Annotated in this window: 24 protein-coding genes; 9 read left to right on the top strand and 15 right to left on the bottom strand. The window is 60.1% G+C overall.

Annotated features, from left to right (window positions below):
* Window positions 1-29: 29 nt before the first annotated feature.
* On the bottom strand, window positions 30-1271 hold the full coding sequence (locus P3T25_RS10360; RefSeq protein ID WP_233464838.1) for an MFS transporter: 1242 nt from the start codon (window positions 1269-1271) through the stop codon (window positions 30-32).
* A 201-nt stretch (window positions 1272-1472) separates the two neighbouring features.
* Here P3T25_RS10360 and P3T25_RS10355 point away from each other — a divergent pair, with 201 nt between their 5' ends.
* Complete coding sequence (locus P3T25_RS10355) at window positions 1473-2354, top strand: LysR family transcriptional regulator (protein ID WP_154560208.1); 882 nt, start codon at window positions 1473-1475, stop codon at window positions 2352-2354.
* A gap of 58 nt (window positions 2355-2412) precedes the next feature.
* Here P3T25_RS10355 and P3T25_RS10350 read toward each other — a convergent pair whose 3' ends face one another.
* The gene (locus P3T25_RS10350) at window positions 2413-3714 is read right to left on the bottom strand and encodes an aspartate aminotransferase family protein (RefSeq protein ID WP_171927972.1); all 1302 of its coding nucleotides are present in this window, start codon (window positions 3712-3714) and stop codon (window positions 2413-2415) included.
* Between the two features lie 78 nt (window positions 3715-3792).
* On the opposite strand from P3T25_RS10350, the gene P3T25_RS10345 reads away from it, so the two are divergent.
* Both P3T25_RS10345 and P3T25_RS10340 read left to right on the top strand, forming a co-directional pair.
* Entirely contained in the window at window positions 3793-4677 is an 885-nt protein-coding gene (locus tag P3T25_RS10345; RefSeq protein ID WP_171927976.1) for a LysR family transcriptional regulator, read from the top strand.
* Window positions 4678-4801: 124 nt separating this feature from the next.
* Window positions 4802-5275: a VOC family protein gene (locus tag P3T25_RS10340; protein ID WP_429358035.1), complete on the top strand. Its 474-nt coding sequence runs from the start codon at window positions 4802-4804 to the stop codon at window positions 5273-5275.
* Window positions 5276-5359: 84 nt separating this feature from the next.
* Here P3T25_RS10340 and P3T25_RS10335 read toward each other — a convergent pair whose 3' ends face one another.
* Genes P3T25_RS10335 through P3T25_RS10325 form a run of 3 tightly spaced genes read right to left on the bottom strand, consistent with a single transcriptional unit; the run spans window position 5360 to window position 9073 of the window.
* On the bottom strand, window positions 5360-6460 hold the full coding sequence (locus P3T25_RS10335; protein WP_233464839.1) for a hypothetical protein: 1101 nt from the start codon (window positions 6458-6460) through the stop codon (window positions 5360-5362).
* Complete coding sequence (locus P3T25_RS10330) at window positions 6457-8694, bottom strand: FAD-binding protein (protein WP_266238726.1); 2238 nt, start codon at window positions 8692-8694, stop codon at window positions 6457-6459. The genes P3T25_RS10335 and P3T25_RS10330 overlap by 4 nt, the downstream gene beginning before the upstream one ends.
* A gap of 7 nt (window positions 8695-8701) precedes the next feature.
* Window positions 8702-9073 (bottom strand): DUF805 domain-containing protein, encoded by a 372-nt coding sequence (locus P3T25_RS10325; protein ID WP_266238727.1) that lies wholly within the window; start codon window positions 9071-9073, stop codon window positions 8702-8704.
* 209 nt (window positions 9074-9282) lie between these two features.
* Here P3T25_RS10325 and P3T25_RS10320 point away from each other — a divergent pair, with 209 nt between their 5' ends.
* The 3 genes from P3T25_RS10320 to P3T25_RS10310 all read left to right on the top strand — a co-directional run bounded on the left by P3T25_RS10320 (window position 9283) and on the right by P3T25_RS10310 (window position 12179).
* Entirely contained in the window at window positions 9283-10260 is a 978-nt protein-coding gene (locus tag P3T25_RS10320) for an alpha/beta fold hydrolase (protein ID WP_266238728.1), read from the top strand.
* Window positions 10261-10376: 116 nt separating this feature from the next.
* A complete protein-coding gene (locus tag P3T25_RS10315; RefSeq protein ID WP_171926519.1) occupies window positions 10377-11498 on the top strand; it encodes a sensor histidine kinase in 1122 nt (373 codons plus the stop codon).
* Window positions 11499-11690: 192 nt separating this feature from the next.
* On the top strand, window positions 11691-12179 hold the full coding sequence (locus tag P3T25_RS10310; protein ID WP_154560215.1) for an SRPBCC family protein: 489 nt from the start codon (window positions 11691-11693) through the stop codon (window positions 12177-12179).
* Between the two features lie 22 nt (window positions 12180-12201).
* Here P3T25_RS10310 and P3T25_RS10305 read toward each other — a convergent pair whose 3' ends face one another.
* Entirely contained in the window at window positions 12202-12777 is a 576-nt protein-coding gene (locus tag P3T25_RS10305) for an isochorismatase family cysteine hydrolase (protein WP_171926518.1), read from the bottom strand.
* A 724-nt stretch (window positions 12778-13501) separates the two neighbouring features.
* Here P3T25_RS10305 and P3T25_RS10300 point away from each other — a divergent pair.
* Window positions 13502-13804: a hypothetical protein gene (locus P3T25_RS10300; RefSeq protein WP_171926517.1), complete on the top strand. Its 303-nt coding sequence runs from the start codon at window positions 13502-13504 to the stop codon at window positions 13802-13804.
* A 217-nt stretch (window positions 13805-14021) separates the two neighbouring features.
* Here P3T25_RS10300 and P3T25_RS10295 read toward each other — a convergent pair whose 3' ends face one another.
* The 3 genes from P3T25_RS10295 to P3T25_RS10285 all read right to left on the bottom strand — a co-directional run bounded on the left by P3T25_RS10295 (window position 14022) and on the right by P3T25_RS10285 (window position 17572).
* Entirely contained in the window at window positions 14022-15014 is a 993-nt protein-coding gene (locus P3T25_RS10295; RefSeq protein ID WP_154560218.1) for an asparaginase, read from the bottom strand.
* A 59-nt stretch (window positions 15015-15073) separates the two neighbouring features.
* Window positions 15074-16324: a D-amino acid dehydrogenase gene (locus P3T25_RS10290; RefSeq protein ID WP_429358034.1), complete on the bottom strand. Its 1251-nt coding sequence runs from the start codon at window positions 16322-16324 to the stop codon at window positions 15074-15076.
* A 168-nt stretch (window positions 16325-16492) separates the two neighbouring features.
* The gene (locus tag P3T25_RS10285; RefSeq protein ID WP_266238731.1) at window positions 16493-17572 is read right to left on the bottom strand and encodes a GlxA family transcriptional regulator; all 1080 of its coding nucleotides are present in this window, start codon (window positions 17570-17572) and stop codon (window positions 16493-16495) included.
* Window positions 17573-17878: 306 nt separating this feature from the next.
* Here P3T25_RS10285 and P3T25_RS10280 point away from each other — a divergent pair, with 306 nt between their 5' ends.
* A complete protein-coding gene (locus P3T25_RS10280; RefSeq protein WP_266238807.1) occupies window positions 17879-19003 on the top strand; it encodes a branched-chain amino acid ABC transporter substrate-binding protein in 1125 nt (374 codons plus the stop codon).
* A gap of 268 nt (window positions 19004-19271) precedes the next feature.
* Complete coding sequence (locus P3T25_RS10275) at window positions 19272-19967, top strand: phosphatase PAP2 family protein (protein WP_154560221.1); 696 nt, start codon at window positions 19272-19274, stop codon at window positions 19965-19967.
* Between the two features lie 83 nt (window positions 19968-20050).
* On the opposite strand, the gene P3T25_RS10270 is transcribed toward P3T25_RS10275, so the two are convergent.
* The 6 genes from P3T25_RS10270 to P3T25_RS10245 all read right to left on the bottom strand — a co-directional run bounded on the left by P3T25_RS10270 (window position 20051) and on the right by P3T25_RS10245 (window position 23996).
* The gene (locus P3T25_RS10270; RefSeq protein ID WP_154560222.1) at window positions 20051-20512 is read right to left on the bottom strand and encodes a MarR family winged helix-turn-helix transcriptional regulator; all 462 of its coding nucleotides are present in this window, start codon (window positions 20510-20512) and stop codon (window positions 20051-20053) included.
* 250 nt (window positions 20513-20762) lie between these two features.
* The gene (locus tag P3T25_RS10265; protein WP_266238732.1) at window positions 20763-21035 is read right to left on the bottom strand and encodes a hypothetical protein; all 273 of its coding nucleotides are present in this window, start codon (window positions 21033-21035) and stop codon (window positions 20763-20765) included.
* A 71-nt stretch (window positions 21036-21106) separates the two neighbouring features.
* Window positions 21107-21553 carry an OsmC family protein gene (locus P3T25_RS10260; RefSeq protein WP_154560224.1) on the bottom strand — a complete coding sequence of 149 codons (447 nt, stop codon included), beginning with the start codon at window positions 21551-21553 and terminating at the stop codon, window positions 21107-21109.
* Between the two features lie 111 nt (window positions 21554-21664).
* Entirely contained in the window at window positions 21665-22111 is a 447-nt protein-coding gene (locus P3T25_RS10255) for an Ohr family peroxiredoxin (RefSeq protein ID WP_154560225.1), read from the bottom strand.
* A 391-nt stretch (window positions 22112-22502) separates the two neighbouring features.
* A complete protein-coding gene (locus P3T25_RS10250) occupies window positions 22503-22766 on the bottom strand; it encodes a hypothetical protein (protein ID WP_429358033.1) in 264 nt (87 codons plus the stop codon).
* Between the two features lie 243 nt (window positions 22767-23009).
* Complete coding sequence (locus tag P3T25_RS10245; protein WP_266238734.1) at window positions 23010-23996, bottom strand: helix-turn-helix domain-containing protein; 987 nt, start codon at window positions 23994-23996, stop codon at window positions 23010-23012.
* Window positions 23997-24034 lie beyond the last annotated feature (38 nt).

Genomic DNA, 24034 nt, shown 5'->3' with positions numbered 1-24034 from the left:
TTTTTGGGGCATGCGACTGGACGATGTAATCACTCGAGCTGGGTTTGGACCGTGTCCGGTTCCGGGTTGCCTTTGCCTTTGGTCATAAACAGCACCGGCACGCAGCTGATCAATGCTGCGGTCGCGAGGTAATACCCGATCACAAGGCGATCGCCGGTGAAACCGATCAGCGTAGTCACCGCGACCGGCGTAAAGCCGCCAAACACCGTCACGCCGATTGCATAGGCAAAACCGACGCCCGTTGCGCGAAATTCCGTCGGGAAGACGTTGCCGAGCACGCTCGATGCACAAGCGGCGTAGCAGGCAAGCAGGATCGCGATGGTGACCTGCACCACCACGAGCGTAGCGAGTCCGGGGTAATGGGAAAGCAGCACGAACAGCGGATAGGCGGCGATTGCCGTGAGTGCGGCACCGATCAGCATGGGGGTACGGGTGCCGATCCGGTCCGACAGATGACCGATGATGGGACACATCGTCATCATCGCCATGCCATAGCTGACCTGTCCGACATAACTGTCAAAGAGGCTTAGATGAACCTCGCGAACAGCGTAGGTCGTGAAGTAATTCGAAACGTAGGTGGCGATCGTCCAGAACACCATGATTGCCACGCCGGTTGCCACCTGGCTCCGGTATTCGACCAATTGCGTCCACAGGGCTCGGCGCGGCAAACGCTGAGATTGCTCGAAGACCGCTGTTTCATCGACAGAGCGTCGGATGTACCAGCCGACCGGACCGATCAACAAGCCGAAGGCGAACGCCAGACGCCATGCGCCGCCGAAGATCTGCTCCTGGGTAAAGAGGCTCGTTAGCGCCAGTCCGACGAGTCCGGCGATCAGCGTGCCGCCGCCTTGCGACATTTGCTGGAAGGAGCCGAACAACCCCTTACGCGACGGTGGCGCGTTCTCGACCAGCATCGCTACCGTGCCGCCGATCTCGCCGCCCGCCGAAAAGCCCTGGATCAACCTGCCAAGCACGATAACAATCGGCGCGGCAATGCCGATGCTCGCGAACGACGGGCACACGGCTGGCACAACGGTACCGGCAGCCATGAGCAGCAGCGTGAGGCTCAAAGCCTTCTTGCGACCCGCACGGTCCGCGTATCGGCCGAGTACGAGCGCGCCCACTGGCCGCACGAGGAAGCCCACCGCGAAAGTGATGAACGTCAGAATCAGCGCGGCGAAGTCGGAACTGGCGGGGAAAAACGTCCGGGATATGGGAACCGCGAAAATGCCATAGGCAATGAAATCGTAAATCTCAAGAAGATTACCCACCGATGCCGCTGCAACTGCGCGTCGGCTGGGCACAGCCACCCTGTCTGGTCGATGACCGACCGCTTTCACACTCGCCATTTTGTCTGCTCACGTGTAGTTATGCGTGTCGGTACACTAAGCGCGAGGCGTGCTGCGGCACGCATACTCTTCAAAAATGGCAGCTATACTTTTGAAGCATAGGCATGCCCAACCCGATAAGACATGGAACTCCGACACCTTCGATATTTTCTTGCCGTAGCGGATTGCGGCAGCGTAGCGGAGGCCGCGCGACGACTCCACATTGTTCAACCGGCATTGAGTCGGCAGATCCGCGATCTCGAAGAGGAGCTGGGCAGCGACCTGTTTCATCGTAACGCCAAGGGCGTACAACTGACCACGCCGGGCGCGCAGTTTGCCATCGATGCGAGACGTGTACTGAACGATGTGGAAGCGGCGCGCGACTTGTTCGTGCGCATTGCGAGGGGCCAGTCGGGTGCGTTGAGAATCGGACTCGCGCCGAACTACAGCTGGCATCCCGCGACGCTGAAGCCGGTTCGTGACTTCAAGATCACGCATCCCGATGTCACGATCATGCTTGAACCAGGGCTGGCAGCGAAGCAGTTGGCGCGGATTTCGGATGGCAGCCTCGACGGCGGATTTCTCGCGTGGCGCGACCCGCGCGATCCGACTTTCTCCGCGTGTCATCTGTTCGACTGCCGTCTCAAGCTCGCGATGCCGCGCCCCAGTGACGGGTCTGCGCCCGCTATGCCGGAGCGGTTAGCCAACCTAAAGGACGAGCCATGTATGTGGTTCGCAAGGGAAGTGGCGCCGGCGTACTACGATTTTCTGATTCATCAATGCCAGCTTGCGGGGTTTTCGCCGCGTATCGTGCCTATCGGTGGCGACGTATCGACGATACTCGGCCTAGTGGCAGCGGGCATGGGGTACGCGATCGTTCCTGAGGCATCCATTTATAGTTGCCCGAATCAGGTTGTTCTGATGGATCATGCGGACCTAACCCTATCTTATCCGGTCGAGTTTGTCTGGCGAACCGACACGGTCAATCCTGTGCTGGAAGAATTCATCAAGGCTGTGGCAGGGTGACTTGAAAGTGTGAGCATCACATATCGTTCCCCGCCGTCTGTTATGAACACCGAAGTGACTACAGCGAGCGCTCAATCGCCTGCCCCAGCAGATCCAAACCCAGGTCGATCTCACTCTCGAGAACGGTCAACGGAGGCGCGATCCGAAAGACACCGCCCATACCTGGCAACTGCACGATATTCATGCTGAGCCCCAGGTTCATACATTCGCGGGTGATCTTCGCGCCGAGCCCATCCGCCGGCTCCTTCGTGCGGCGGTCTTTGACGATCTCCATCCCCAGAAGCAACCCGCGTCCGCGAATATCGCCGATGCACTCGAAGCGTTCCATCAGATCGAGCAGGCCGCGCTTGAGTCGCTCGCCCATCAGGTTCGCACGCGCGACCAGCCCCTCCCGCTCGACCACATCCAGCACTCGCAGGCCGACGGCGGCGGGAAGCGGATCGGACACATGCGTCGTATAGAACAGATAACCCAACTCATGGGCCCGCTCCTCGATCTGTGCGGAAGTCACGACGGCCGCAAGCGGCAGACCGGCGCCCAGCGTCTTCGACAAGGTGAGAATGTCGGGCGTGACGCCATCGTGCTGACAGGCGAACATCGTGCCCGTACGCCCGACACCCGTTTGCGCTTCATCGAGAATCAGCAGCATGCCGCGCTCCTCGCATTTGCGCTTCAGTGCGGCCATGTAGCCGACCGGCAGTTCGATGATGCCGCCGGAACTGAGGATCGGCTCTGCGATAAAGGCGGCGAGATTGCCACTGGACTGACGATCGATGAGATCGAAGGCATAGTCCAGTTCCGCCAGGTAATCGTATTCCCCATTGCGCTCAAAACGCGGCCGATACGGAAACGGCGCGGGGATCGCGTAGGAGCCGACGGCTGCCGGACCGACACCCTTGCGACCGGCGCTGTAAGTCGCGGATGCCGCGTTCCCCGTCATACCGTGCCAGGACTGCGCGAAACCAACGATTTCATATTTACCGGTGACGAGCTTCGCCATGCGAATGGCGGCCTCGTTCGACTCAGCGCCCGTACTGAGTAACAGCGCCCGGTCGAGCCCGTCAGGCGTGATCTCGGCCAACCGGGTCGCCAGATCGACCACCGGCCGCGACAGCATCCCGCTGAAAAGGTGGTCGAGCTTGCCGGCATATTCGTTGATGACCGAGACGATTTCCGGATGGCTGTGCCCGAGCACCGCGCTCATCTGCCCCGAGGTGAAATCCAGAATCGCGCGGCCGTCCGCGTCATAGACGAAGCTGCCCTGGGCGCGCTCGATGATCATCGGCTCGAAGGTGCCGCCATAGCGGATGAGGTGCTGTTTGGCGTTGCGCCAGAAATTTGCATCGTTGTTCAGGGACACCTTGCTTCTCCTTGGCGGGTGGCGAGAATAACTTGCAGTCTAGATGGCTCTCTGCTTTCATAGAATCGAATAGTTCTTATCGAAGATAGAAGCGGGGCTTATACCTTGAGTCTTTCCCTGGAAATTGATCTGCTGCGTTCGTTTATCGTCATTGCCGAAGTCCGGGCGCTCAGTCGCGCGGCCAACCGGATCGGCCGGACCCAGTCTGCGCTGAGTCAGCAGATGAAGCGCCTCGAAGAAATCGTCGATCAGCCGCTGTTCCAGCGCACGGGTCGAGGGGTGGTGCTGACCAATCCCGGCGAACGCCTGTTGATCCACGCCCAACGCATTCTGCGCCTGCACGACGAGGCGATGGCCGATCTGTCCGGCAAAGGGCTGTCGGGGACGATCCGCTTCGGCTGTCCGGACGACTACGCCGCTGTTTTCCTGCCGCATTTGCTGCGCCAGTTCTCGAGCCAGCACCCGCATGCCCTGGTGGAGGTGATGTGCGCCCCGACCCCACGATTGCTCGAACAACTGGAGATGCATGCGCTGGACCTTGCCATGATCTCGCTGCCGGACGACGCAGCGAATGACGACATCATTCGCCGTGAACCGCTGGTCTGGGTGGGTTATCCGGGACTGGCTTCCGCGCACTTCGACCCCTTGCCGCTGGCGGTTTCCGATCCGGACACGCTCGACCATGTAGCGGCCTGCGAAGCGCTGCAACGCGCGGGCAGGGCTTACCGCATCGCCTATGCGAGCAGCAGTCTTGCAGGTCTGACGGCCCTGGTCCGCTCGGGGCAAGCCGTTGCCGTTATCACACAGACGGCAGTTCCCCCGGATCTCTGCATACTCAATGGCGATCCGGCGCTTCCATCCCTGCCCACCGTTGGCATTACCCTGAAGTTCGAGCGGAAGCGTCCCTCCCATCTGATTACGGTATTCGCGGAGCACATCAGGCTGACGTTGCCATTGCTGTGATCGAAGCCGGTAGAAAGTGAAATTTTTCTTCGCGGCGTGTCGATTTTGATAGTCTTCCTTCGTCGTCTCAATGGCAGCATGCGGCTTGCCTCCGCATTCAGCCAACCCTGACAGGAGATTTGCCATGACGATTCAAAAGATCACGCCATTTCTTTGGTATTCCGATCAAGCTGAGGAGGCCGCTGCTTTCTATGCGAGTATTTTTCCGGACTCGCGCGTCAATCGGGTTACACCGGTACCGGCCGCCGGTTCCACGAAGATGGTCGAATTTGTTCTGTTTGGGCAACCCTTCATTGCCATGAACTCCGGCGGGGGCGACCCGTTTAATCACGCGATATCCCTTATGGTCGACTGTGCCGATCAGGCAGAAGTTGACCGCTACTGGGATGCTTTTCTCGAGGGTGGCGGTTCGCCCGAGGCGTGCGGGTGGTTGAAAGACCGCTTCGGCGTCTCGTGGCAGATCGTTCCAGGCGATCTCATCAGGATGATGGCTGACTCCGATCCGGTAAAGGCAGGGCGTGTCGCTCAGGCCATGATGAAAATGGTGAAGTTCGAGGTCGCCGCGCTGAAAGCCGCTTACTTGGGGATGGCGGAGTAACAGAACGTCCCTTACATCGTGTGTGCCATAGAGCGCCGGTCAGGCTTGTCCGTTTCCAGCAGAAACTCCACACCCTCTGCCGATTCAATAGTCGTACACATGCTCCGTCACCAGGCCGTTTTTTCCGGCTGCCGCCAGAAAGTCGGACAGGCCATGAACCGGTATCAACAACGCGACGCGTCGTGTATGGGCCGGCATTGTCAGCGGCTGTTCGAACAATATGCGGCCGCTGCCGGCGGGCAACGGGGCGTCATCTTTCGCCCACACCGTGACCAGAATGACCGATGTGTTGCCGGCGATGTCGGTGAGATGAATGCCTTGTTGCGCAAGCGTTGTCGCCGCAAGTCTGAAGTCGAAATAGCGCGGCAACGCAAGTAACGCCCGACCGTCGGGCAGACGGGCAAGCACGCTGACGTGAGCCGGCGCCGACCACCCATCGGGCAGGCGGTCGACGACCACATCGGTCGTCATCAGGGCCGGTGTGTAGGTGGCCCGCGTCGCCTTCTCGATCAGTTTTCCGTACACCGCCTTGATCGCGTATTCGGTGGTCAGCGCGTAGCGGCGTTCCCATTTGCGTACGAGATCCGGTCCCCACAGCGGGACATCGCTCCAGAGATGATGAAGGCGGGCGCCGAAATCGAACAGGTACCAGGGCTCCTGACGGATGAAGTCCACGTACTCCTGAGCCGCCTGGGCGCCATAGCGGTCCTCGTCGGTGAGCTTTTTTCCGCCGAGCAGCCAACTCGCGCGACCCACGGTATTTTCGTAGAGGGAGCGCAGCGCATACTCCACGGTCGTACTCGATGCGATCACCCAGATCATCACGTGGTAACCGGGATTGAGCGGATAGTTGTCGTGCATCTGCTCACGCGTGACGGTCGCGTAACTCGACCAGAGCTGGCCGATCTGATCCAGAAACGGAAAGTCGTGCGACGGTTCGTGTTGCACGATTCGCGCGTACTCCGCCGGGCTGTGCACGAGATACCACTCCGGAAAAGTCAGCAGCGTCTGCTCGGTGCCGCGGCGATCCGCCGCCGGCACGGGGCTTTGGAATGAGGCTCCCGGTGTCTCAGCCGCCGCGGAGGACGCCGCCGCATGCGCAACCGGCATCGCGAATGTGAGCGCGACGCCGATGGCGATGGTGGTGGTGATGGTAAGAAGCGCCTTGCGCAACGGCCGCTTCATGCCGCCTCTCCATGGCGCACGAACGCCATCAGGATGTTGTCCGACGGATCGCCTTGCTGGGTCAGGCGCATTCCGGTATGGCGAAAACCTGTCGCTTCGACGCGCGCGATCCAGTCGTCCACGCTGGCGAAATGACGCAACTCCGACCGGTTGGTTTCCCACGTTTCGCCGAGGCCCGCGTTGAAAACCGTATGGGCGAGTGAAACGAATGCGTCCATTGTCGGCGTTGTGACGTCGTGATCGCGGACCACGAAATAGCCACCGGGGCGGACGATTCGCGCGATCGAGTCGAGAAACGGCGCGAGCTTCGCCGGCGCCATGTGGTGCAAGCCGACAAAGCAACTCACCAGGTCCGCGCTAGCCGCAGGCAGCGCGATGGGCGCGTAGTCGTTCAACGGCTGGAACTCGCCGATCGAGCCGATCTGTCCACGTTCGACAATATCGACCGGGCTCATTCCTGGCCGCACGTCATGAACCAGGGTTACCTTGCCTTTGAGCCGCAGATACTTCTTCATGGCCCGAACGTAGCGCCCTGTCGTGCCAATCTCGACATAATCCTGCAACGGCGAATCGCCCAGCAGCATGGCGGCTTGCCGGCCCATTTCAGCCTTCTGCATCGACAGGGACGGCAGCGCGTGCGTGAGCATCGCGAGGCGCGGCGTGATCGATTGGAGGCCCGCCTGGATCGCGCGATAGATCCGCTCGTCGCCCGTGTGTTCGGCTGTCGAAGTTTTGATCAACGTATGCAGACGGTCTTCGGGCAGCACATTGAAAATGTTCTGCAGGAACGCATAGAAACGATCGGCTTCGCGCTCGTCGCGATAGATCGTGGCGAACAGGGTGCCGTTGCTGTTGCTGTCCTCTTGTGCCGCCGTCACATCAGGCGCCGCATCTAGCACGCTTCGCTCAGGCGCATAGTAGCGATCCCACAGCGCACCACGCAGGCGATATTGCGGATCGAGCTCCCGCTTGAGCGCAAACATCTCGCGCGCTCGCGGATAGGCACGATGGAACTGCTCGCGCGTCGCGTGTAACTGGTAGGGCAGATAGTAGGTGCCACCCACGGCGAGCACGGCGTCGATCAGTTCGCGCGTCCATACCGCAACGCGCTCTTTGGCATTCTCGCGAGTGCGCTGCTTGTAGTAGAGCACGAAGGCAAACGTCTCTCCGCGCGCCCACGCCATGACGGTGCGGTTGTCGGCGAGCGCATGGCGGATCGAAATGTTGACCGCGTTCACCCGATGCCGCGAGAGGATCGCCGATAACGCCTCGGCGAATCGCGTGACGGCGTCTACGGGGACGAAGTACTCCTGCAGCACATACGTGCGCCGGCGTCGCCCAACCGGCTCGAGTTCTGCGACATCGTAACCGGCTTCGTAATTGCGCCAGTGCACCTTCTTGCCGAAATGCAGCAGCGGGTCGTACAGATACTCGCGACGAAACTTGCCGAGCGGCGTTTCGGTGATTGCCCATAGAAAGTATTTCGCAGCAAGAAAGCCGCGACTGAGCGGCTGCAATCGCGCCGACGTGGCCGGCTCGTCGGTGACCGTCCAGCTAATCGCCCGGCCGCGCGTGTAGCGCGGCGGATAGAGGTCGAAATTGTGGAAGATCACATCTTGATGGCTGCGCACGGTTGTATCGAACCATGCTTTGTAATCGGCAGTGCGCATCTTGCGATCGCTGCGCTTGACCCGCGTATTGGGCACAAGGTCGAGCTCCGCTTCAGTGATGATGCCTACGCCGCCATATCCGCCAATCGCCGCGTTGAACAACGGGGTGTTCTCGGTGGGAGTGGCGTTGACTACTTCGCCGTTGGCGAGCACGAGCGTAATCGCCCGTACCGACAGCACGACCGGCCCCAATCCCATGTATCGTCCGTGGGCGTTCACCGACAGCGCACCGCCCACGGTAAAGTTCGCGTAGGTCTGCATGATCTTGACCGACAGGCCGTGCGGATCGATAAACCGCTGGATATCGCACCAGCGGATACCGGCCTGCACGCGAATCACCGACGTGTGCGGTTCGAACCGGAGTACACGGTTCATCTTGCGCATGTCCAGATGCAGGGTGCCAGGACTCGCGGTGTGTCCGCCCATGCTGAAGTGGCCGCCGCCTACCGACACCGGCAGATTGGTCTGGGTGAGCGCCTCGACGACTTCCTGCGTGGAGGTGGGCGTAGCGATTGAAAATACGGGAATCCGGTTTAGCTGAGTGACGTCGTTGACTGTTGCCATGTTTGTGTCACTCCCCGATGTTGACTTTGAGGTAATCCGCGCGAGTTGCCGGATCGGGGCCAAAGCGGTTCTCGTGATCGACGCCGCGGCGCAGCACGTGGATCAGCACCCAGATCGGCCCGAACACCGGAACGATGGCGGTCAGCAACGACCATCCGCACCGTCCGGTGTCGTGCAGGCGCTGGGTGGAGAGCGCAACCGCGCTCCAGAGAAAAACGATCGCGAAGACGGCCGCACCGATCTCGCCAAACCAGGAACCGGCAAGACTGCCGAAGGCGGCGCATACCAATGCGGCAATGATGATCCGGGTCAGCCATTCGCTGCGGGTAATACGACCGCGGCTCAAAAAGAAAGCGGGGGTGAGGGTGGTTAATAGCATTTTTTATTTTTGCCTATTCCCGGAAGTCAATTGGTGATTCCTGAAGCTATCAAAACGTTTCAAGCCTCGGTGCGCAAGTTTAAGCGGACTTGATATTATCGGTCGATCTCAATCTTGAGAAAATTGGCTGAGCATAACTGTACATAATCATCGGGCAGAATAAGTGTGCCGCCGAACCCATCAAGCATAAAAAGAATGCGTGAAACGCCATGAAACTTTATAAAGTCGCGGTCGCACTGGTTGCTGTGCCGATCATCGCGCTGGTTGCCGTATTAGGCGGCGCGGATCTGATCGCCCATAACCGCGAGCGGGACGTCGCACGCAGCGCGGCGCCGGCCGGATCGCGCTTCGTCCGTGCGGCGGACGTGGACATGCTGATACAGGAGCGCGGCCCCGCTAGTGGACAGCCGATCGTCTTCATTTCAGGCGTGGGCGCCTGGAGCTCGACATGGCTTCCGACCATGGACTATCTCGCTCAAGCCGGCTACCACTGCATCGCGGTGGATTTGCCGCCTTTTGGGTACTCCAGCCGGCCTGCGGACAACACGTACGACACAGGCCACCAAGCCTTGCGCATTCTCGGGATGCTCGACACGCTGAAGCTTTCGCGGGTGATTCTCGTTGGCCATTCGTTCGGCGGGCGAGCCACGGTCGAAGCATTGATGGCCGAACCCAGCCGATTTAAAGCGGCGGTATTGGTGGACGTTGCGCTCTCTATCGATCCGCCGCCTGCAGAACGCGGGTTGCTCGGCAGCCTGATTGAGCTACCGGTCGTGGCGCGGCCTGTGATCGCCGCAACGGCGACCAATCCGTGGCTAACCGGATGGTTTCTGCGGAAATTCACCTCGCGTCATGACGCGCTGACGGCTGACCGGATTGCCGTCTATCGGCGACCGCTTTCTGTGGTTGGAACAACGCAGGCGTACGGATACTGGCTGGATGCATTCGTCAATGATCCAGGGCTTAGCAGAAGCAGTCGCTCGTCGGACTACGCGTCACTGAGCATGCCGGTCGAGGTGATCTGGGGGACGACCGATGGCGTAACGCCCCTTAGCGACGGATTACGCCTGTCACGACTGTTGCCTGACGCACGCATGAACGTGCTGCCGGGAATTGGGCATATACCTCATGTCGAAGACAATGCAGCGTTCAATCGGGCGCTTGAGGGCTTCCTCGTCCGCCTATAGGTTGCCCCCTATGTCACGCAATTTAGGGACCGGATAGAATCAAAGCAGCTACTTGTGCGCAATATAAGTTCAGCGAATGCGCCATACTGTCTTTTTCTGCTTCTTTGAGGGCAAACATGCGATTGGCTGACTTCATCCTGCGCGACATGGAAACGATTCTGGTGCAATGGGAGACGTTCGCCGCTACTCTGTTGCCGGCAGCCGTGGACATGAAATCGCTCGCCCTGCGAGACCACGCGCAACAGATTCTGCAAGCCGTCGCGAAGGATCTGTCGACGGCCCAGACCCGGGAAGCGCAAGCCGAAAAGTCGATGGGGCGGGCTCCCATACTGATCGGGGCGCCAGAGACCGGTGCGCAGACGCACGCCCTTCTGCGGGCGCGAGGCGGGTTCGACATTAACCAGTTGGCTGCAGAGTACCGCGCCTTGCGCGCCAGTGTCCTGCGCCTCTGGATGGACGAATGTCAGCCCGAAGCGCCACATCCGGATGATGTCATCCGGTTCAACGAGGCCATCGATCAGGCGCTTGCCGAATCGGTCGGGTATTTCAGCGCGCAAGTCGATCAGGCTCGCAATCTTTTGCTTGGCATGCTTGGGCACGACATGCGCAGCCCACTCCAGACCATCCTGATGACGGCCCAATATCTGGCGGCACTGAACGCTGGGGAGCAGGTATCCGTAGCGGCATCCCGTTTGATCAGAAGCGGCGCTCGCATGCAGGCGCTTCTGAACGATATGCTCGATTTCAATCGAACCCGGCTGGGTTTAGGGATCAATATCGCGCCGACTGATGCCGACCTGGAGAAACTGCTTGCCGACGAACTCGACCAGTTGCGGGCAGCGCACCCGGACCGTCAGATCGATCTGGCGGTGGAAGGGGACTGTCGGGGTGTTTGGGACGGCCGCCGTCTGCAGCAGTTGCTCGGCAATCTGGTGTTGAATGCGATCAAATACGGCGCGCCAGACGCGCCCGTGCGAGTAGTCGTGATCGGCGAAGAGCGGAACGTTCGTTTCGAGGTGAGAAACCAGGGACCTGTCATCGATCAAACGACGCTGCATCGGATCTTCGACCCGCTCCAGCGTGGCCTGCATCATGAAGACTCATATAACGCCGATGGCAACCTGGGGCTCGGACTGTATATCGCGCGCGAGATTGCCAAGGCCCATGGCGGCGAGATCGAGGCGCGGTCCGACGAGGCAGAAACCGCGTTCGCTGTGCGCCTGCCGCGTCTTCAATAGCGTTCGTCATGGTTCCGCCGATCGGCCGTCGGCTCGTATGCACTGACCGGCTGCCTTCGGCTGTCCTGCGGTTTGTTGCGGACGGCTCGATGAGATATCGAGGTGGGGTAACGCGGTGCCGTTTCGCCGGTGATGGCAAGTGCAGTGAGCATCTGACAAAATCTCCAGAAGAATGCTAAGAACGGAGGCAGCTTGCGGACGGCTGAATACCGCTTTTCCACCATTTGGCGCATCGACGCGCCAGTGCAGGAAGTTTGGGCGGCAATCCACGATTCGGCGCGCTGGCCCGAGTGGTGGAATAACGTTGAGCGCGTGGACCAGCTAGAGGCCGGTTCCGATCAGGGCGTGGGCGTCGTACAACGCTATACGTGGAAAGGCCGGCTGCCCTATCGCCTCGTGTTCGATATGCGGGTGACGCGCGTCGACCCGTTGGTCGCGCTGGAGGGGGAGGCCAGTGGCGACGTCGAAGGCGCCGGCCGGTGGAGCTTTTCAACCGACGGACGCAACCTTACCGTAGTCCGCTACGACTGGTGCGTGCGTACGACTCGCGCATGGATGAATGCATTGGCGCCGGTGTTGCGCCCGGTTTTCCAATGGAACCACGATGCAGTGATGCGCGAAGGCGGCGCGGCGCTGGCGCGTCGGCTGGACGCGCGGCTGCTTGGCATCGAGCACGGATGAAGCCGGCGCGGACGTCGAACGTCTAGGCGAGCAGCAGCAACGCATCCGCGAGCGACAGCACCGTGGTGCGCGAATCGAACGCGGTGGAGAATAGATGTTCATGCACCACCTGATCCGGGTCGTAACAGCAATCCTTGACCGTGTACAGGCGGAAGTCCGCGTCGCTCGCATATGCCACCGACGACAACACGACACCCGTCGACGCAATGCCGACCATAATCAGCGAATCGACACCTTGTGCGAAAAGTCGTGCCTGCAGATCGGTGCCGAAGAACACGCTGGCGCGATGCGCGATGATGACCGATTCACTCGCCTGCTGGCCTAACTCCGGCGAGGGCCGGTCGTCGACGAAGAGGCCAAGTTGCCTGATTCCCTGCCCATTCTTGTTCAATGGGCTGACTTCCGGATAGCCCGGACTGAACCGGAGGTTGGCGAAATAGACGCTGACGCCTTTGGCCCGCGCTGCGTCGCATAGCTTGCGCGTATTGGCGAGCAAGGCCGGCGCGACCGATGGAAAGAGCTCGAGAATGTCGGTCTGATAATGCATGACGACGAGCGCGGTTTGCGCAGGCACGATCGGCGGAATCTGTGAACTCATGACTGACGCCGCCCAATAGCTGCTGCCAATGCGACTGTCTCCATTTACATTTCTCCTTTACTTCGACACGCGGTTCATATTCACAACCAGAGACCGTCGAACGCAGCGAAGCATCCATTGTCAAAACGATGCTTTGCTGCCGTGGGAATATTACTTCATGTCGCTACTCCGGGATCCATCCTCGCACCGGAAACGAAAGCGTTCATTAAACGACGCTCCGGCGTTCGTCCTTCCTGATCGTGTCATCAGGAAGGACAAAAGACCGCTCGTACTTTCGTTACTTTAAGCCGTAGTCGACACCAGGCTCCCAACCGTTTGCATATGCGGATGTCCCTTGAGATTATCCGCGAGTGTCTGCACAAACGACTGCAACGACGTGCCCGAGTTGCTATCGCCAAGTGAGCTCAACAGGGACTGAAAATCCGTCTGCAGTGTCGACGCCTGAGAAGAAGACGAAGAAGAATCGCTGCTTGCATCCGAGGTACTGGACGCGGTACCTGAACTCGTCGTACTGCCGGACCCGAGTTCCTGGGCGAGCGCATTCAGCGCCCCGCCAATATCCCCATAGGAAGAAGTCGCGATCGAGTTCGTCGAGCCGCTCGTGCTATTAGACGTGGAGCCATCACCGTTGCCCGTTTGCTGAAGCGACCCCAGTGCCTGAAACAACGCCCCGAGAAAGGCCTGCAGCGCTCCGGAAATCGAGTTCGTTGACGACGAGTCGCTTGTGGAAGAGGTGGAAGAGGCTGCGGTGCTGGCCGAACTCGAAGAAGCCGTCGTACTCGACGTACCCGACGTAGCGGTGGTCGATGACGTGCTGCCAATTCCAAGGGCCGACAACGCCGCCTCGAGTGCCGACAACAGCGGATTCGAGTCCGTCGAACTGGTCGACGAAGACGACGAGGACGACCCCGATTCGCAGCCGCCGCCGGCCGAGCGGCGAGTGGCGCCGACAGAAAGCAGGCTCGTGCTGGTTTGTGAACCACTTACACTTTGTATGCTCATGATGTTTGACCTCCTTACGAGTTGAGCATTTAGAGTAAGCGATGACAACACTTCCAAATGCCTGGTAAGGGGTGGATTCCCGTCTCATCTCGGCCATCGGTAAGGCGCGGAAAGTTTTCGTTCGGAAATTGCCGTCCTTTCAACGTGCTACTTCGTTGACGTCAATTTGAAAATATGCCGACAGCGCCCGCGGTGACGATCTCCTTGGGTTACTCGGCTGTCGCGCAATCGGAGGATGCGCTTCAGTAGCGCTCGAAGGCGACTTGCAACGCTTGCATGTCGTCCGCTTGTGTGAGCGCCAGCGTCAGAAGGATGCGGGCTTTTGGGGGGATCTGATCTTCGACGGTGAGCCAGCCGTATTCGTCGTCGGGCTGTGCGCCATTGCGTAACACGATTCCATTGCCGGTGCGCGATGCGCGCACCACATGAACCCCGCGCCGGGCAGCGTCGCGCAGCGGCTCGATGAGATGCTCGGCGACGTTGCCGTTGCCGGTGCCCACATAGATCAGCCCTCGCGCGCGCGAGGCGATTGCGTTCACTGCGTCGGGGGCGAGCGCGCCGTACGCATAGACGATGTCTACTTTGGGCAATGCCCCGAGCGTATCGATCGACCACGGCGTGTCGAGCGTATGGGCACGCCATGGGCGACGATAGTAGCGCGGCTGGCCTTCGATCACATGGCCAAGCGCGCCGTACGGCGAACGGAACGCCTCGAGCTTGACGCTGTTGCTCTTTACGACGTCCCGGGCAGTGTGGATCTCGTCGTTGGCAACGACCAGCGTGCCGATGCCACGCGAGGATGGATGCGCAGCCACCGCAATTGCATCGTAAAGATTCAACGCCGCGTCAGAACTCATTGCAGACGGCGGCCGCATCGAGCCGACCACGACTACGGGCTTTGCGCTCTTGAGCGTGAGATGCAGAAAGTACGCAGTTTCCTCGATCGTATCGGTACCGTGCGTGATCACAACGCCATCAACGTCATCCTGCGCGAGCAATCTGGAAACGCGCCTGCCGATTGCAAGCAGATGTTCGTTGTTGAAATTCTCGGAGCCGGTTTGCAACAACTGCTCCGCGCGCAAATTCGCCAGCGCAGACGCATGTGGAATCGTGCGGAGAATCTCATCGATGCCGAGCACAGAGCACAGGTAGGCGGACGTGTTGATGGCGGCTTTGCCTTGGCCGGCAATGGTGCCGCCTGTACCGATAACGATGATGTTGGCCTTTTCTGTCATGCGAGGTCGATGATGTTCTGGAGGGGGAGCGGCGTCACGCAGTGCATCGCCTTGCGGCGTCAATGCGAAAGGGCGAATGCGCTGCGCAGTTCCTGGCCGTTGCTGCTTGCCAGCCACTGCGCCAGCAGCGCCGCCGAACCCGTCGCAAGCGTGAAACCGAGCGCGCCATGCCCGACGTTGAGCCACAGATTGCGGTAGCGCGTCGGTCCGACGATCGGCGTGCCGCGTGGCGTCGCCGGACGCAACCCGATCCATTCACTACCCGCGGAAGATCTGGCGACGTCGGGGTACATTGCGGCCGCCTCCGCCCGCAGCGTCGCGAGACGTGTGGGATCGGGTTCGAGCGAATAGCCGTCGATATCGGCAATGCCCGCAACGCGCAGCCGCTCGCCGAGCCGGGCATAAACCACTTTGCGGCTAAAGTCGGTAATGCTCACTTGGGGCGCGGCCGTCTGTGGTTGCAGATCGAACGTCAGGCTGTAGCCTTTGAGCGGATAGATCGGCACACGGATGCCGACCGGCTTCAGTAGTCGTGCTGCAGCCGAGCCTAACGCGACGACGACATGGTCTGCCGCGAGCGGCGCACCGTCGCTCCAGGCTTCGACGCTACCGCTTGCTCCAGGCCTCAGGCAATCGATCGATGTGTTCATCAGGAACTGCACGCCGCGAGCGCGCAGCAACGCTTCGAGGCTCTTGCAGAAGCGTTCGCAATCGGCCGTGTCTTCGCTCGGCGTATGGATTCCGCCCGCGAGAAAGGGCCGCAGATGCGCGAGCGTCGGTTCGAGTTCGACGCACGCGTCGGCGCTCAGCGCCTTTTGTTCGCAGCCGAGCGTGCGCTGGAATTCAAGCAGCTTGACCGCGCTCTGCGTCTCGCTCGCGTCACGATGCAGCACGAGCTTGCCCGACCGGACGAAGTCGAAGTCGAGCGCCGGTTCGGCGGCGATCAGTTCATGGATTAGCGTCCGGCTCAGGAACGACAGCGACAGCAGTTTGCGTGTCGTGAATTCGCTTCGTTCGCGCGTGCATGCCGACAGGAATTCGACGCACCAGCGCCACTGTTCGGTGCTCAGCTTCGGGCGGAAGCGCACCGGTGAATCCCCGCGCGTGAGCCAGCGCGGCAGCTTCGAGACGACACCGGGGCCGGCGAGCGGCGCGACATAGCTATACGATAGCTGGCCGCCGTTGCCTGAACTGGTCTCGCTCGCTACGTCCGGATGCCGGTCCGCGACCGTTACGTCGTGGCCGGCGCGGCTCAGGTAATACGCGCTCGACAAGCCAATGACGCCCGCACCGAGGATCAATATCTGCATACGGCTGCACTCGCTTTTTCGTGTGTTTGCAGGGAGGCCGTGTGCCGCGGGTGCGTCGTCAGCCCATTGACCGAACTGTACGGCGCTATCGATGCGCCGAATTGCATTGATCTGCCGGAAAGTAGAAGAATCGCGACAGGCTTGCGGGTAGAAGGGCGGCGGGATGGATCAGGCGGCGGCCGCGCCTCGCGATGCGCGCAGCTTGCCGGGCGTTACGCCATACGCCTCGCGAAACACGCGGATGAAATGCGCGGAGTCCGCGAAGCCGCATTCGTAGGCGATATCGGTGATCTTGCGTGTTGTATTGACCAGCATCCAGCGTGCGTAGCGTAGTCGCATCCGCCGGTAAAACTCGTTTGGCGATGTGTTCATCTCGGTCGCAAACGCGCGCTCGAGATTGCGCACACTGGTGCCGATCATCTTCGCGATGACCACGATGTTCAACGGCGCTTCGAGGTTCTCTTCCATCAGCAGCACCGCGTGGCGCACGGTTGCATCCTCCACCGACAGGTAGCCGAGCGCCGCGCGCCGCTCGACGAACGAGGAGCCGCCCTGGCGGCTAACCGTCATCTGATGGATCACTTTTGACGCACGGTCCGGTCCGCAGTGCAGGCTGATCAGGCGCGCGGCCATCTCCACTACGGAAATGCCGCCCGCGCAGGTAATGCGCGTGCCGTCGATCAGGTAATCGGCGTGGGTCACGACGCGCAGCGCGGGGAACATACGCCGGTAATCGTCGAGGTGAAAGCTGTGCACGCAGGCAACATGGTCTTCCATCAAGCCCGCGCGCGCCAGAACGAAGCTGCCAGTGCACATGCCGATGAGCGGAACGCCCGCGTCGGCAGCCTGTTTCAGATAGTCCCAGTAGCGCCGGTCGACTTGATCGAGATGGGGAAGCAGACCGCCGATCACGACGAGATAGTCGAATTGCGTGACGTCTGGAAACGAGGACTGCGCCTGCACCGGAATGCCGCAGCTCGCTTCAACCGATTCGCCCTCGGCGCCGACGATGTTCCACAGGCAGCGTAGCTGACGGCTCTGATCGCCGCGGTCCGCTGCGTGACGCAGCGCATCACACAGACCGCCCAGCGAAAGCATTGGAAAGCGCGGCCACAACAGGATGCCGACGCTCAGCTCGGCGCCTGAACGGCTCGGGCGCGCCTGAAGCGTGCGCGGTAGCGCGTCCAGTTGTTCGACCAGTTGGTGAGCAGTCTTGGTCACTTGACTGGAATTGTCGGCAGTCGTCATGCGCGAACTCGAGGGCGGATCGCCCAGATTATACGGCGACGCCCGGCGAATCAGTCCGAGGCGGCCCTGCCGCAATTCTTCTATTTTCCGGCAGATCAATGCAATCCCGGGGCTTTCTGGCTGCATAAATTCAAACCCGCTAACGAACGACGCCGCACTGTTGGGGTGCGAACGATCCGGCGAAGGCAGGCACACCGTCCACAGGCCGCGTGTTTCCGATCGGCGGGCAGCCGTTACCGTCCGTTCCGACCATTACAACTTCTTTTCGGGTGAAGCATGAGCACAAGCACAGTCTTGGGTCGCGGTATGGCGACCGTTTGCATTCTGGGAGCATCGGCGGCCGCTGCAGTGGGCGTCGCCCGTGCCGACGAGGTGGTGAAGATCGGCGAGGCCGCACCCGTGACGGGGCCGGCCTCGTATCTCGGCAAGGACACCGAGAACGGCGCCCGGCTCGCGATCGAGGAGATCAACCAGACGGGCCTCGTGATCGGCGGAAAGAAGGTGACGCTGGTCTTCGATGCGCAGGACGATGCGGGTGACCCGCGTCAGGCCACCCAGGTCGCACAGAAGCTGGTGGATGACAAGGTCGTCGCGGTGGTCGGCCACATGCAGTCCGGCTCGACGATTCCGGCATCGAAGATCTACAGCGATGCAGGCATCGCGCAGGTGTCACCATCAGCGACGAATCCCGCCTATACGCAGCAGGGCTTCAAGACCGCGTATCGCGTGGTCGCGACCGATGCCCAGCAAGGGCCGACGCTCGCCGACTATGCAGCGAAAACGCTGAAAGTCAAAACAGTCGCCATCGTCGACGACTCGACTGCATACGGCCAGGGTCTTGCTGTCGAATTCGAAAAGCAGGCGAAAGCCAACGGCATTACGGTGCTCTCGCATGACGCGAGCACTGACAAGGCCGTCGATTTCCGCGCGATTCTCACAAAGATCAAGGGCGAAAAGCCGGACGCGATCATGTATGGCGGCCTCGATGGCACGGGCGGTCCGTTCGCGAAACAGGCGAAGCAGTTGGGCATGACGATGAAAGTGCTGGCCGGCGATGGCTTGTGTGCCGACGATCTCGCGAAACTCGCGGGCGATGCGGCCGACAACGTAATTTGCTCGATCGCCGGCGCGCCGCTGCTGAAGATGACCGGTGGGCCGGCGTTCGTCGAGCGCTACAAGAAGCGCTTCGGTTACGCCCCGGTTCTGAACTCACCGTTTGCGTACGACGCGGTGGGTGTCATCATTGATGCGATGAAGCGCGCGCAATCAACCGAGCCTGCAAAAATCCTTGCTGCAATGCCTGCGACCGATCATCAGGGGGTGCTCGGAGAAACGCAATTCGATGCGAAGGGCGATCTGAAGCACGGCGTGATTTCGCTCTACAAATACGTTGGAGGCAAGCAGGCGCTGCTCGGCGTTGTCGAGCAATAAGCGGATTTGCGGGGGGTGCTTTGCCGAGCGTTTAAAGTCTGACGTTCGCAAAGCTGGTGGCCGCGCCACGCGGCGCAATGCGCCCACTGCGCGATGAAGCCGATCCTTAGCCGGCCCTCTACGATTGTCCCGGGCCCTTTATTTTGTGAAGTTTCATCTCTTTCGTATTGGGTGGCACACTTAACGCGTTCCAGATTTCCAAGAAGTCCACGCCGGCTTCCGCTAATTAAACATTTTCTTATAAGTAAAGATCGGGAGAAGTTGCCGAATGGACGTTTTCGACACAGCAATCCAAACTTTCCTGACGCACGTTGCTTTGAGTTCCACCATCTTGAACCACGCGATAAGAGTCATCGCGGGCCTATATACATTCAAGGGGTTCGTGCTCATACCCTTATTGTGGTGGATATGGTTCAAACCCACTCAGCGTGGTGGATGGGAGCGTGAAATGGTCGTCGCAACGATCGCGAGCTGCCTTCTTGCGCTCACAATTTTCAGGCTTTTTGGCCATTATTTACCATTCCGGATACGGCCTATCTATAACCCCGAGCTGCACTTGCATTTTCCATCAGGTGGTCCGGGAGTGGCCGTGCTGCCAACGTGGAGTTCCTTTCCGAGTGACCACGCGATGCTGTGGATGGCGGTCGCGACTGGGATTTTTCTCGTCTGGCGCGGCGTCGGCGTGTTCGCACTTCTGTACACCGCGGTCTTCATATGCCTGCCGCGCGTTTATCTCGGCTGGCACTATCCGACCGACATACTCGCGGGGGCGGCAATCGGAATGATCATGACCTGGATAATGACTCGGGACGCCGTTAGAACACGTTTTGCAGTGCCGATCCTGCGATGGATGCACAGATTTCCCGGGCCCTCTTATGCGTTGCTGTTTGTTTTGTGTTTTGAACTGATAACCCAGTTTGACGAACTACTCGTTCTCGGGCAGTCGGCTTTGAAATGGCTGTGATTGCGCGAGACTGACACTATCGCCCCCTGGCCTACGATGCGTGAAGGCCCGAATAGGATAGCGGCATTACGACCGCCAAGCGCTCATTCGCCGTCCTGGACTGACTTGATAAGATTGCTCCGCAACGTCACGATCGCCTTTTGCATCTTCGCGAACTCGTCGGGCGCGAGGCCCGTCGCCTCGACGAGGTCCATTTTCAGGGCTTTTTCGCGCAAGCGTCGACCGCTTTTCGTCAGGCAGATCCGCACCTGACGCTCGTCTTCGGGGTCGCGCTGCCTTTCCAGATAACCCATCACCTCAAGCTTCTTCAGGATCGGCGTAAGCGTGTTGGATTCGAGAAACAGCTTCTCGCCCAGTCCGCTGACGGTCTGATTGTCTGTCTCCCACAGCGCAATGATCGTGATGTATTGCGTGTAAGTGAGCCCAAGCTCCTCGAGTATCGGCTTGTATGCCTTGCCGAACGCCAGGTTCGCGGAGTAGATCGCAAAGCACAGATAGTCGGAGAGCATGGGATTTGCGGGTGCCAGTTGATCTGTGGATTTCATCTGTATCCTCTTTGGCTAGTAGAGCCTGATGTTTCACAAGACGTACGAAGTGACATATATCGCATGCGATTATATCGCAATGTAGTGAAAGTTGGACCGCTGCCGTACAGCGTGCAGCCGGTGGTCAATTTCACCGGGCCCAGCTCTTTCGCATCGTAGAGGTCTTGCGGCGGCGCCCTCCCTGCCGCTGTGGCCGCCGCGCAGGAGCAACGACGATGCGCGACGGCCCAGCGACAGAGGAATGCACGATCTAGTGATGTGCGAACAGGTTGCCGCGCGGCGTCACGGCGGCATGGCTGCCCGCCTGGGAGAGTCCGGCGACTACTCCGCCATATGCCTCTTGCGAGCCAGTGACGTCGTCGCGTTCGGCAGCGACGGTTCGCACGCTCTGACCGCTTTGCGACGCCGGTGCGCCAACCGAGGGCTTGTAGAACGGGGCCGGTCCATAGCCGCTGGCGAACGCGGGTGCGGCGGCGGACGCCGAAAAGGCGATGAGCAGTGCAACGATGAGCTTGGTCTTCATGATGGGAATTCCCTAAAAAAGATGTTCGGTGAAAGGCACGTGCGTCAACGAGATGCACGTGCCTGGGCGGATTACGCCGTGACGATGTTCATGCCGATCTCGATGTTGCCGTGCACGGACTTCGAGTACGGGCAGATCTGATGGGCGAGGCGCGCGATCGCCTCGACGACTTCCGTTTCCAGACCCGGCACGCGAATGGTGAACTCGGCGCCGAGGAACCACGCGGCACCGGTTTGCCCAATGTTTATCTGGATGTCCACGGAATAGTCGGACGGCAGCGTGACCTTCTTCAACTGGGCCGCAATCCCGAACACGGTGGTGTAACAGGCCGACCATGCACCCGCAAACAACTGTTCGGCTCTCGGGTGCGGCTCGGTGGCGATGAACTCGAGGTTTTCAAGGCCAGGCGCTGTCAGCTTGAGGTCGAAGACGCCAAACTCGCCGCGCTGGAGATTGGGGTCGCGATTGACCGTGGCGTGGCTGTTGCCTGAGGCGAGGACTTTTTCGATCTTTTCCATGATGCATTCCTTCGTGAGTAAGGGGTGTTATGCGTATTTAAAGTGTATGCGATATAATCGCATGCGATTAATAATGGGCGAAGATTAGCGAGGTGCGTATGCCTGATCCGATCACGCGGTGACGACATTCAGGCCGACCTCGATGTTGCCGTGTACAGCCTTCGAGTACGGGCAGATCTGATGGGCCAGGTGCGCGATTGTCTCGACGACTTCCGTCGCCAGACCCGGCGCGCGGATGGTGAACTGGGCGCCGAGGCAATGACCGGCACCGACCGACCCAATGCTGACCTGGATGTCCACGGAATAGTCGGACGGCAGCGTGACCTTCTTCAGCGAGGCCGCAATCTCGAACGCGCTGATGTAACAGGCCGACCAAGCGCCCGAAAACAACTGTTCTGCTCTCGGGTGCAGCTCGGTGGCGACGAACTCGCGGCTTTCACCATCGGGCGCTGACAGTTTGAGGTCGAGGACGCCGAGCTCACCGCGCTGGACATTGGGGTCTCGATTGATCGTGGCGTGGCTGTTGCCAGAGTGAAGGACTTGGTCGATCTTGGTCATGATGGATTCCTTTGTGGATAAGGGTGTCAAGCTGCTTTAAATCGCATGCGATGTAATCGCATGCGATGCATGATGGGGGAAGCGCCGATGGATGTCAATCGCAAAAGATTTAATCGCATACGATGTTTTAATAGGGCGAACAAATATCCTGCGATAGCAGCCGGAGGAGCGCCCGGCTGCCCGTGACATTGAAGTGACAAGGAATGTGAGTGTGGCGGGTGAAATCCCCCGCGAGCCATTCCAGCGCGGAGGCGAGGCCGAAATTCAGTGCGGCCGGCCGAAGGCGACTGGCCACATTGCGCACGATTTGGGTGGTTTGTTCAGCCAGATGTGCGGACAACTGCTGCAGCCGTTCGCGCGACGTCAGCAGTTCGGTTGCGATGCGATGCAGTTAGCACTCGCCCTTTTTAGCGTGTCCCGGAGGGCAGTGGTCATGATCACCATGGTGGTGGTGATGGTCTTCCCATTCCTGGCGCTCCCAGTAGCGATGACCGTCGTAATATCTGTCCCCATACCAGCCAATGACAACCGGTGCCTGGGCGACCACTACAGGGGCAGGCATGCCGATATTGACGTCTACGTTGACGGCATTGGCCACGCCGGATAGGCCAATTCCCAAGCTCGCGATCAACGTTGCCAAGAGAGGATATTTCATACCGTACTCCAAAATAGAATTCCATGAATGCACTTGGCCTGTCGCCGCAGTGACGATGCACGGCGGGTGATTCGCCGATCCTTCCTAAACGGGAATACTGCGATGTCGTTGACGAAGTTTCCCCAGACAGTGGCTTATTTGATAAAAGTTAACACAGTGTTCGGTGCGGGGTAACGTTCGCGATGTTGCTCGCCGAACGACATCGAAGGGCGGAAACGGGGCGCAGATTGCTATCTGCCGGGATCAGGCGCGGTACTGGCCAGCAATCTCTTCGTCGTTTCGCTCGCCCGCTAATTTGCGCTTCTTTTGAAGTGACGGAGACCGTTCGGTCAAGCGAGCGGCTGCGTCCTTATCCGGAGAACCCGCAGCCGCGAATTGCCGTCGATATTCGGCCGGCGTCGTTTGCTTTGCGGCCCTGAACTGTCGATTGAAATTGGCGACGTTCGCGAAGCCCGAACGAGCAGCGATGACGGCTACCGGCAGGGAGGTGTCAACCAGCATTCGGCACGCGTGACCAATGCGAACCCGGGTGATATACCGGCCGACGCTCTCACCAATATGCTGAACAAAATAACGCGTGAGCGAGCGTTCCGACAGGCTGGCGGCGGCGCAGAGCTCTGACAGTCGCAACGGTTCGGCAAAGTGCGCGTCAATCATCGAAAGGACCCGGTTGATCCGTTCGGGCTCGTGGCCAGACGGGCCGGTGGTCGCCTCGTTGAAAGCACTCGGCGAGGCGAGCGGCTGGCCCGGCGCGTCGGCAAGCGTGCACATAATGTCGAGGGCGGCGCCAAGGCGGTCGCGCGCCACGCTCGATAGCAATGGTTCCAGGCGCTCGCGCATCCATTTGCCGGCAGGCGGCTCGAAGGCCAGCCCACACGCGGCCCTGCGTAACAGCTTGCGCAGCGGCTCGTATTCGGGGCAACAATCCGCCATACGCCGCGCCCAATCGCCGTCGAACCAGATGACGATGGCGACCTGTGGCGAGGATGGATCGACTGAACGATTCGACGCCCAGGTGTGCGGAAGATCCGGCGGCACGAGGACCAGATCCTCAGCCTCGTATTCGTTGACAGAGTCGCCGATGTAGCGCTTGCCATGACTGTTCATCGTCAGCGTTAACTCGTACTCCGGATGGTGATGCCACTCGAACGGAATGCGCGGGAGCCGCCGATGGTAAACCCGCACCGAACAGTCCCCACCGAAGTCGACATGCTCATAGGCTGGTTTCATGGCCGAATACGCAAAAAGATTGCCTGAATAGTATCACC

The sequence above is a fragment of the Paraburkholderia sp. GAS32 genome (assembly GCF_050434225.1).
GTDB classification, from domain to species: domain Bacteria; phylum Pseudomonadota; class Gammaproteobacteria; order Burkholderiales; family Burkholderiaceae; genus Paraburkholderia; species Paraburkholderia madseniana.
Note: the sequence above shows the minus strand (reverse complement) of the source record. Positions and strands in the feature narration are given on the sequence as shown.

What these genes read in the sequence shown, in the direction of transcription:
- P3T25_RS10250 (WP_429358033.1), bottom strand. Translation starts at nt 22,766, where the DNA reads ATGAAATATCCTCTCTTGGCAACGTTGATCGCGAGCTTGGGAATTGGC.
- P3T25_RS10245 (WP_266238734.1), bottom strand. Translation starts at nt 23,996, where the DNA reads ATGAAACCAGCCTATGAGCATGTCGACTTCGGTGGGGACTGTTCGGTG.
- P3T25_RS10330 (WP_266238726.1), bottom strand. Translation starts at nt 8,694, where the DNA reads ATGGCAACAGTCAACGACGTCACTCAGCTAAACCGGATTCCCGTATTT.
- P3T25_RS10260 (WP_154560224.1), bottom strand. Translation starts at nt 21,553, where the DNA reads ATGGAAAAGATCGAAAAAGTCCTCGCCTCAGGCAACAGCCACGCCACG.
- P3T25_RS10305 (WP_171926518.1), bottom strand. Translation starts at nt 12,777, where the DNA reads ATGAGTTCACAGATTCCGCCGATCGTGCCTGCGCAAACCGCGCTCGTC.
- P3T25_RS10295 (WP_154560218.1), bottom strand. Translation starts at nt 15,014, where the DNA reads ATGACAGAAAAGGCCAACATCATCGTTATCGGTACAGGCGGCACCATT.
- P3T25_RS10340 (WP_429358035.1), top strand. Translation starts at nt 4,802, where the DNA reads ATGACGATTCAAAAGATCACGCCATTTCTTTGGTATTCCGATCAAGCT.
- P3T25_RS10355 (WP_154560208.1), top strand. Translation starts at nt 1,473, where the DNA reads ATGGAACTCCGACACCTTCGATATTTTCTTGCCGTAGCGGATTGCGGC.
- P3T25_RS10280 (WP_266238807.1), top strand. Translation starts at nt 17,879, where the DNA reads ATGGCGACCGTTTGCATTCTGGGAGCATCGGCGGCCGCTGCAGTGGGC.
- P3T25_RS10335 (WP_233464839.1), bottom strand. Translation starts at nt 6,460, where the DNA reads ATGAAGCGGCCGTTGCGCAAGGCGCTTCTTACCATCACCACCACCATC.
- P3T25_RS10285 (WP_266238731.1), bottom strand. Translation starts at nt 17,572, where the DNA reads ATGACGACTGCCGACAATTCCAGTCAAGTGACCAAGACTGCTCACCAA.
- P3T25_RS10290 (WP_429358034.1), bottom strand. Translation starts at nt 16,324, where the DNA reads ATGCAGATATTGATCCTCGGTGCGGGCGTCATTGGCTTGTCGAGCGCG.
- P3T25_RS10325 (WP_266238727.1), bottom strand. Translation starts at nt 9,073, where the DNA reads ATGCTATTAACCACCCTCACCCCCGCTTTCTTTTTGAGCCGCGGTCGT.
- P3T25_RS10275 (WP_154560221.1), top strand. Translation starts at nt 19,272, where the DNA reads ATGGACGTTTTCGACACAGCAATCCAAACTTTCCTGACGCACGTTGCT.
- P3T25_RS10270 (WP_154560222.1), bottom strand. Translation starts at nt 20,512, where the DNA reads ATGAAATCCACAGATCAACTGGCACCCGCAAATCCCATGCTCTCCGAC.
- P3T25_RS10320 (WP_266238728.1), top strand. Translation starts at nt 9,283, where the DNA reads ATGAAACTTTATAAAGTCGCGGTCGCACTGGTTGCTGTGCCGATCATC.
- P3T25_RS10315 (WP_171926519.1), top strand. Translation starts at nt 10,377, where the DNA reads ATGCGATTGGCTGACTTCATCCTGCGCGACATGGAAACGATTCTGGTG.
- P3T25_RS10265 (WP_266238732.1), bottom strand. Translation starts at nt 21,035, where the DNA reads ATGAAGACCAAGCTCATCGTTGCACTGCTCATCGCCTTTTCGGCGTCC.
- P3T25_RS10255 (WP_154560225.1), bottom strand. Translation starts at nt 22,111, where the DNA reads ATGACCAAGATCGACCAAGTCCTTCACTCTGGCAACAGCCACGCCACG.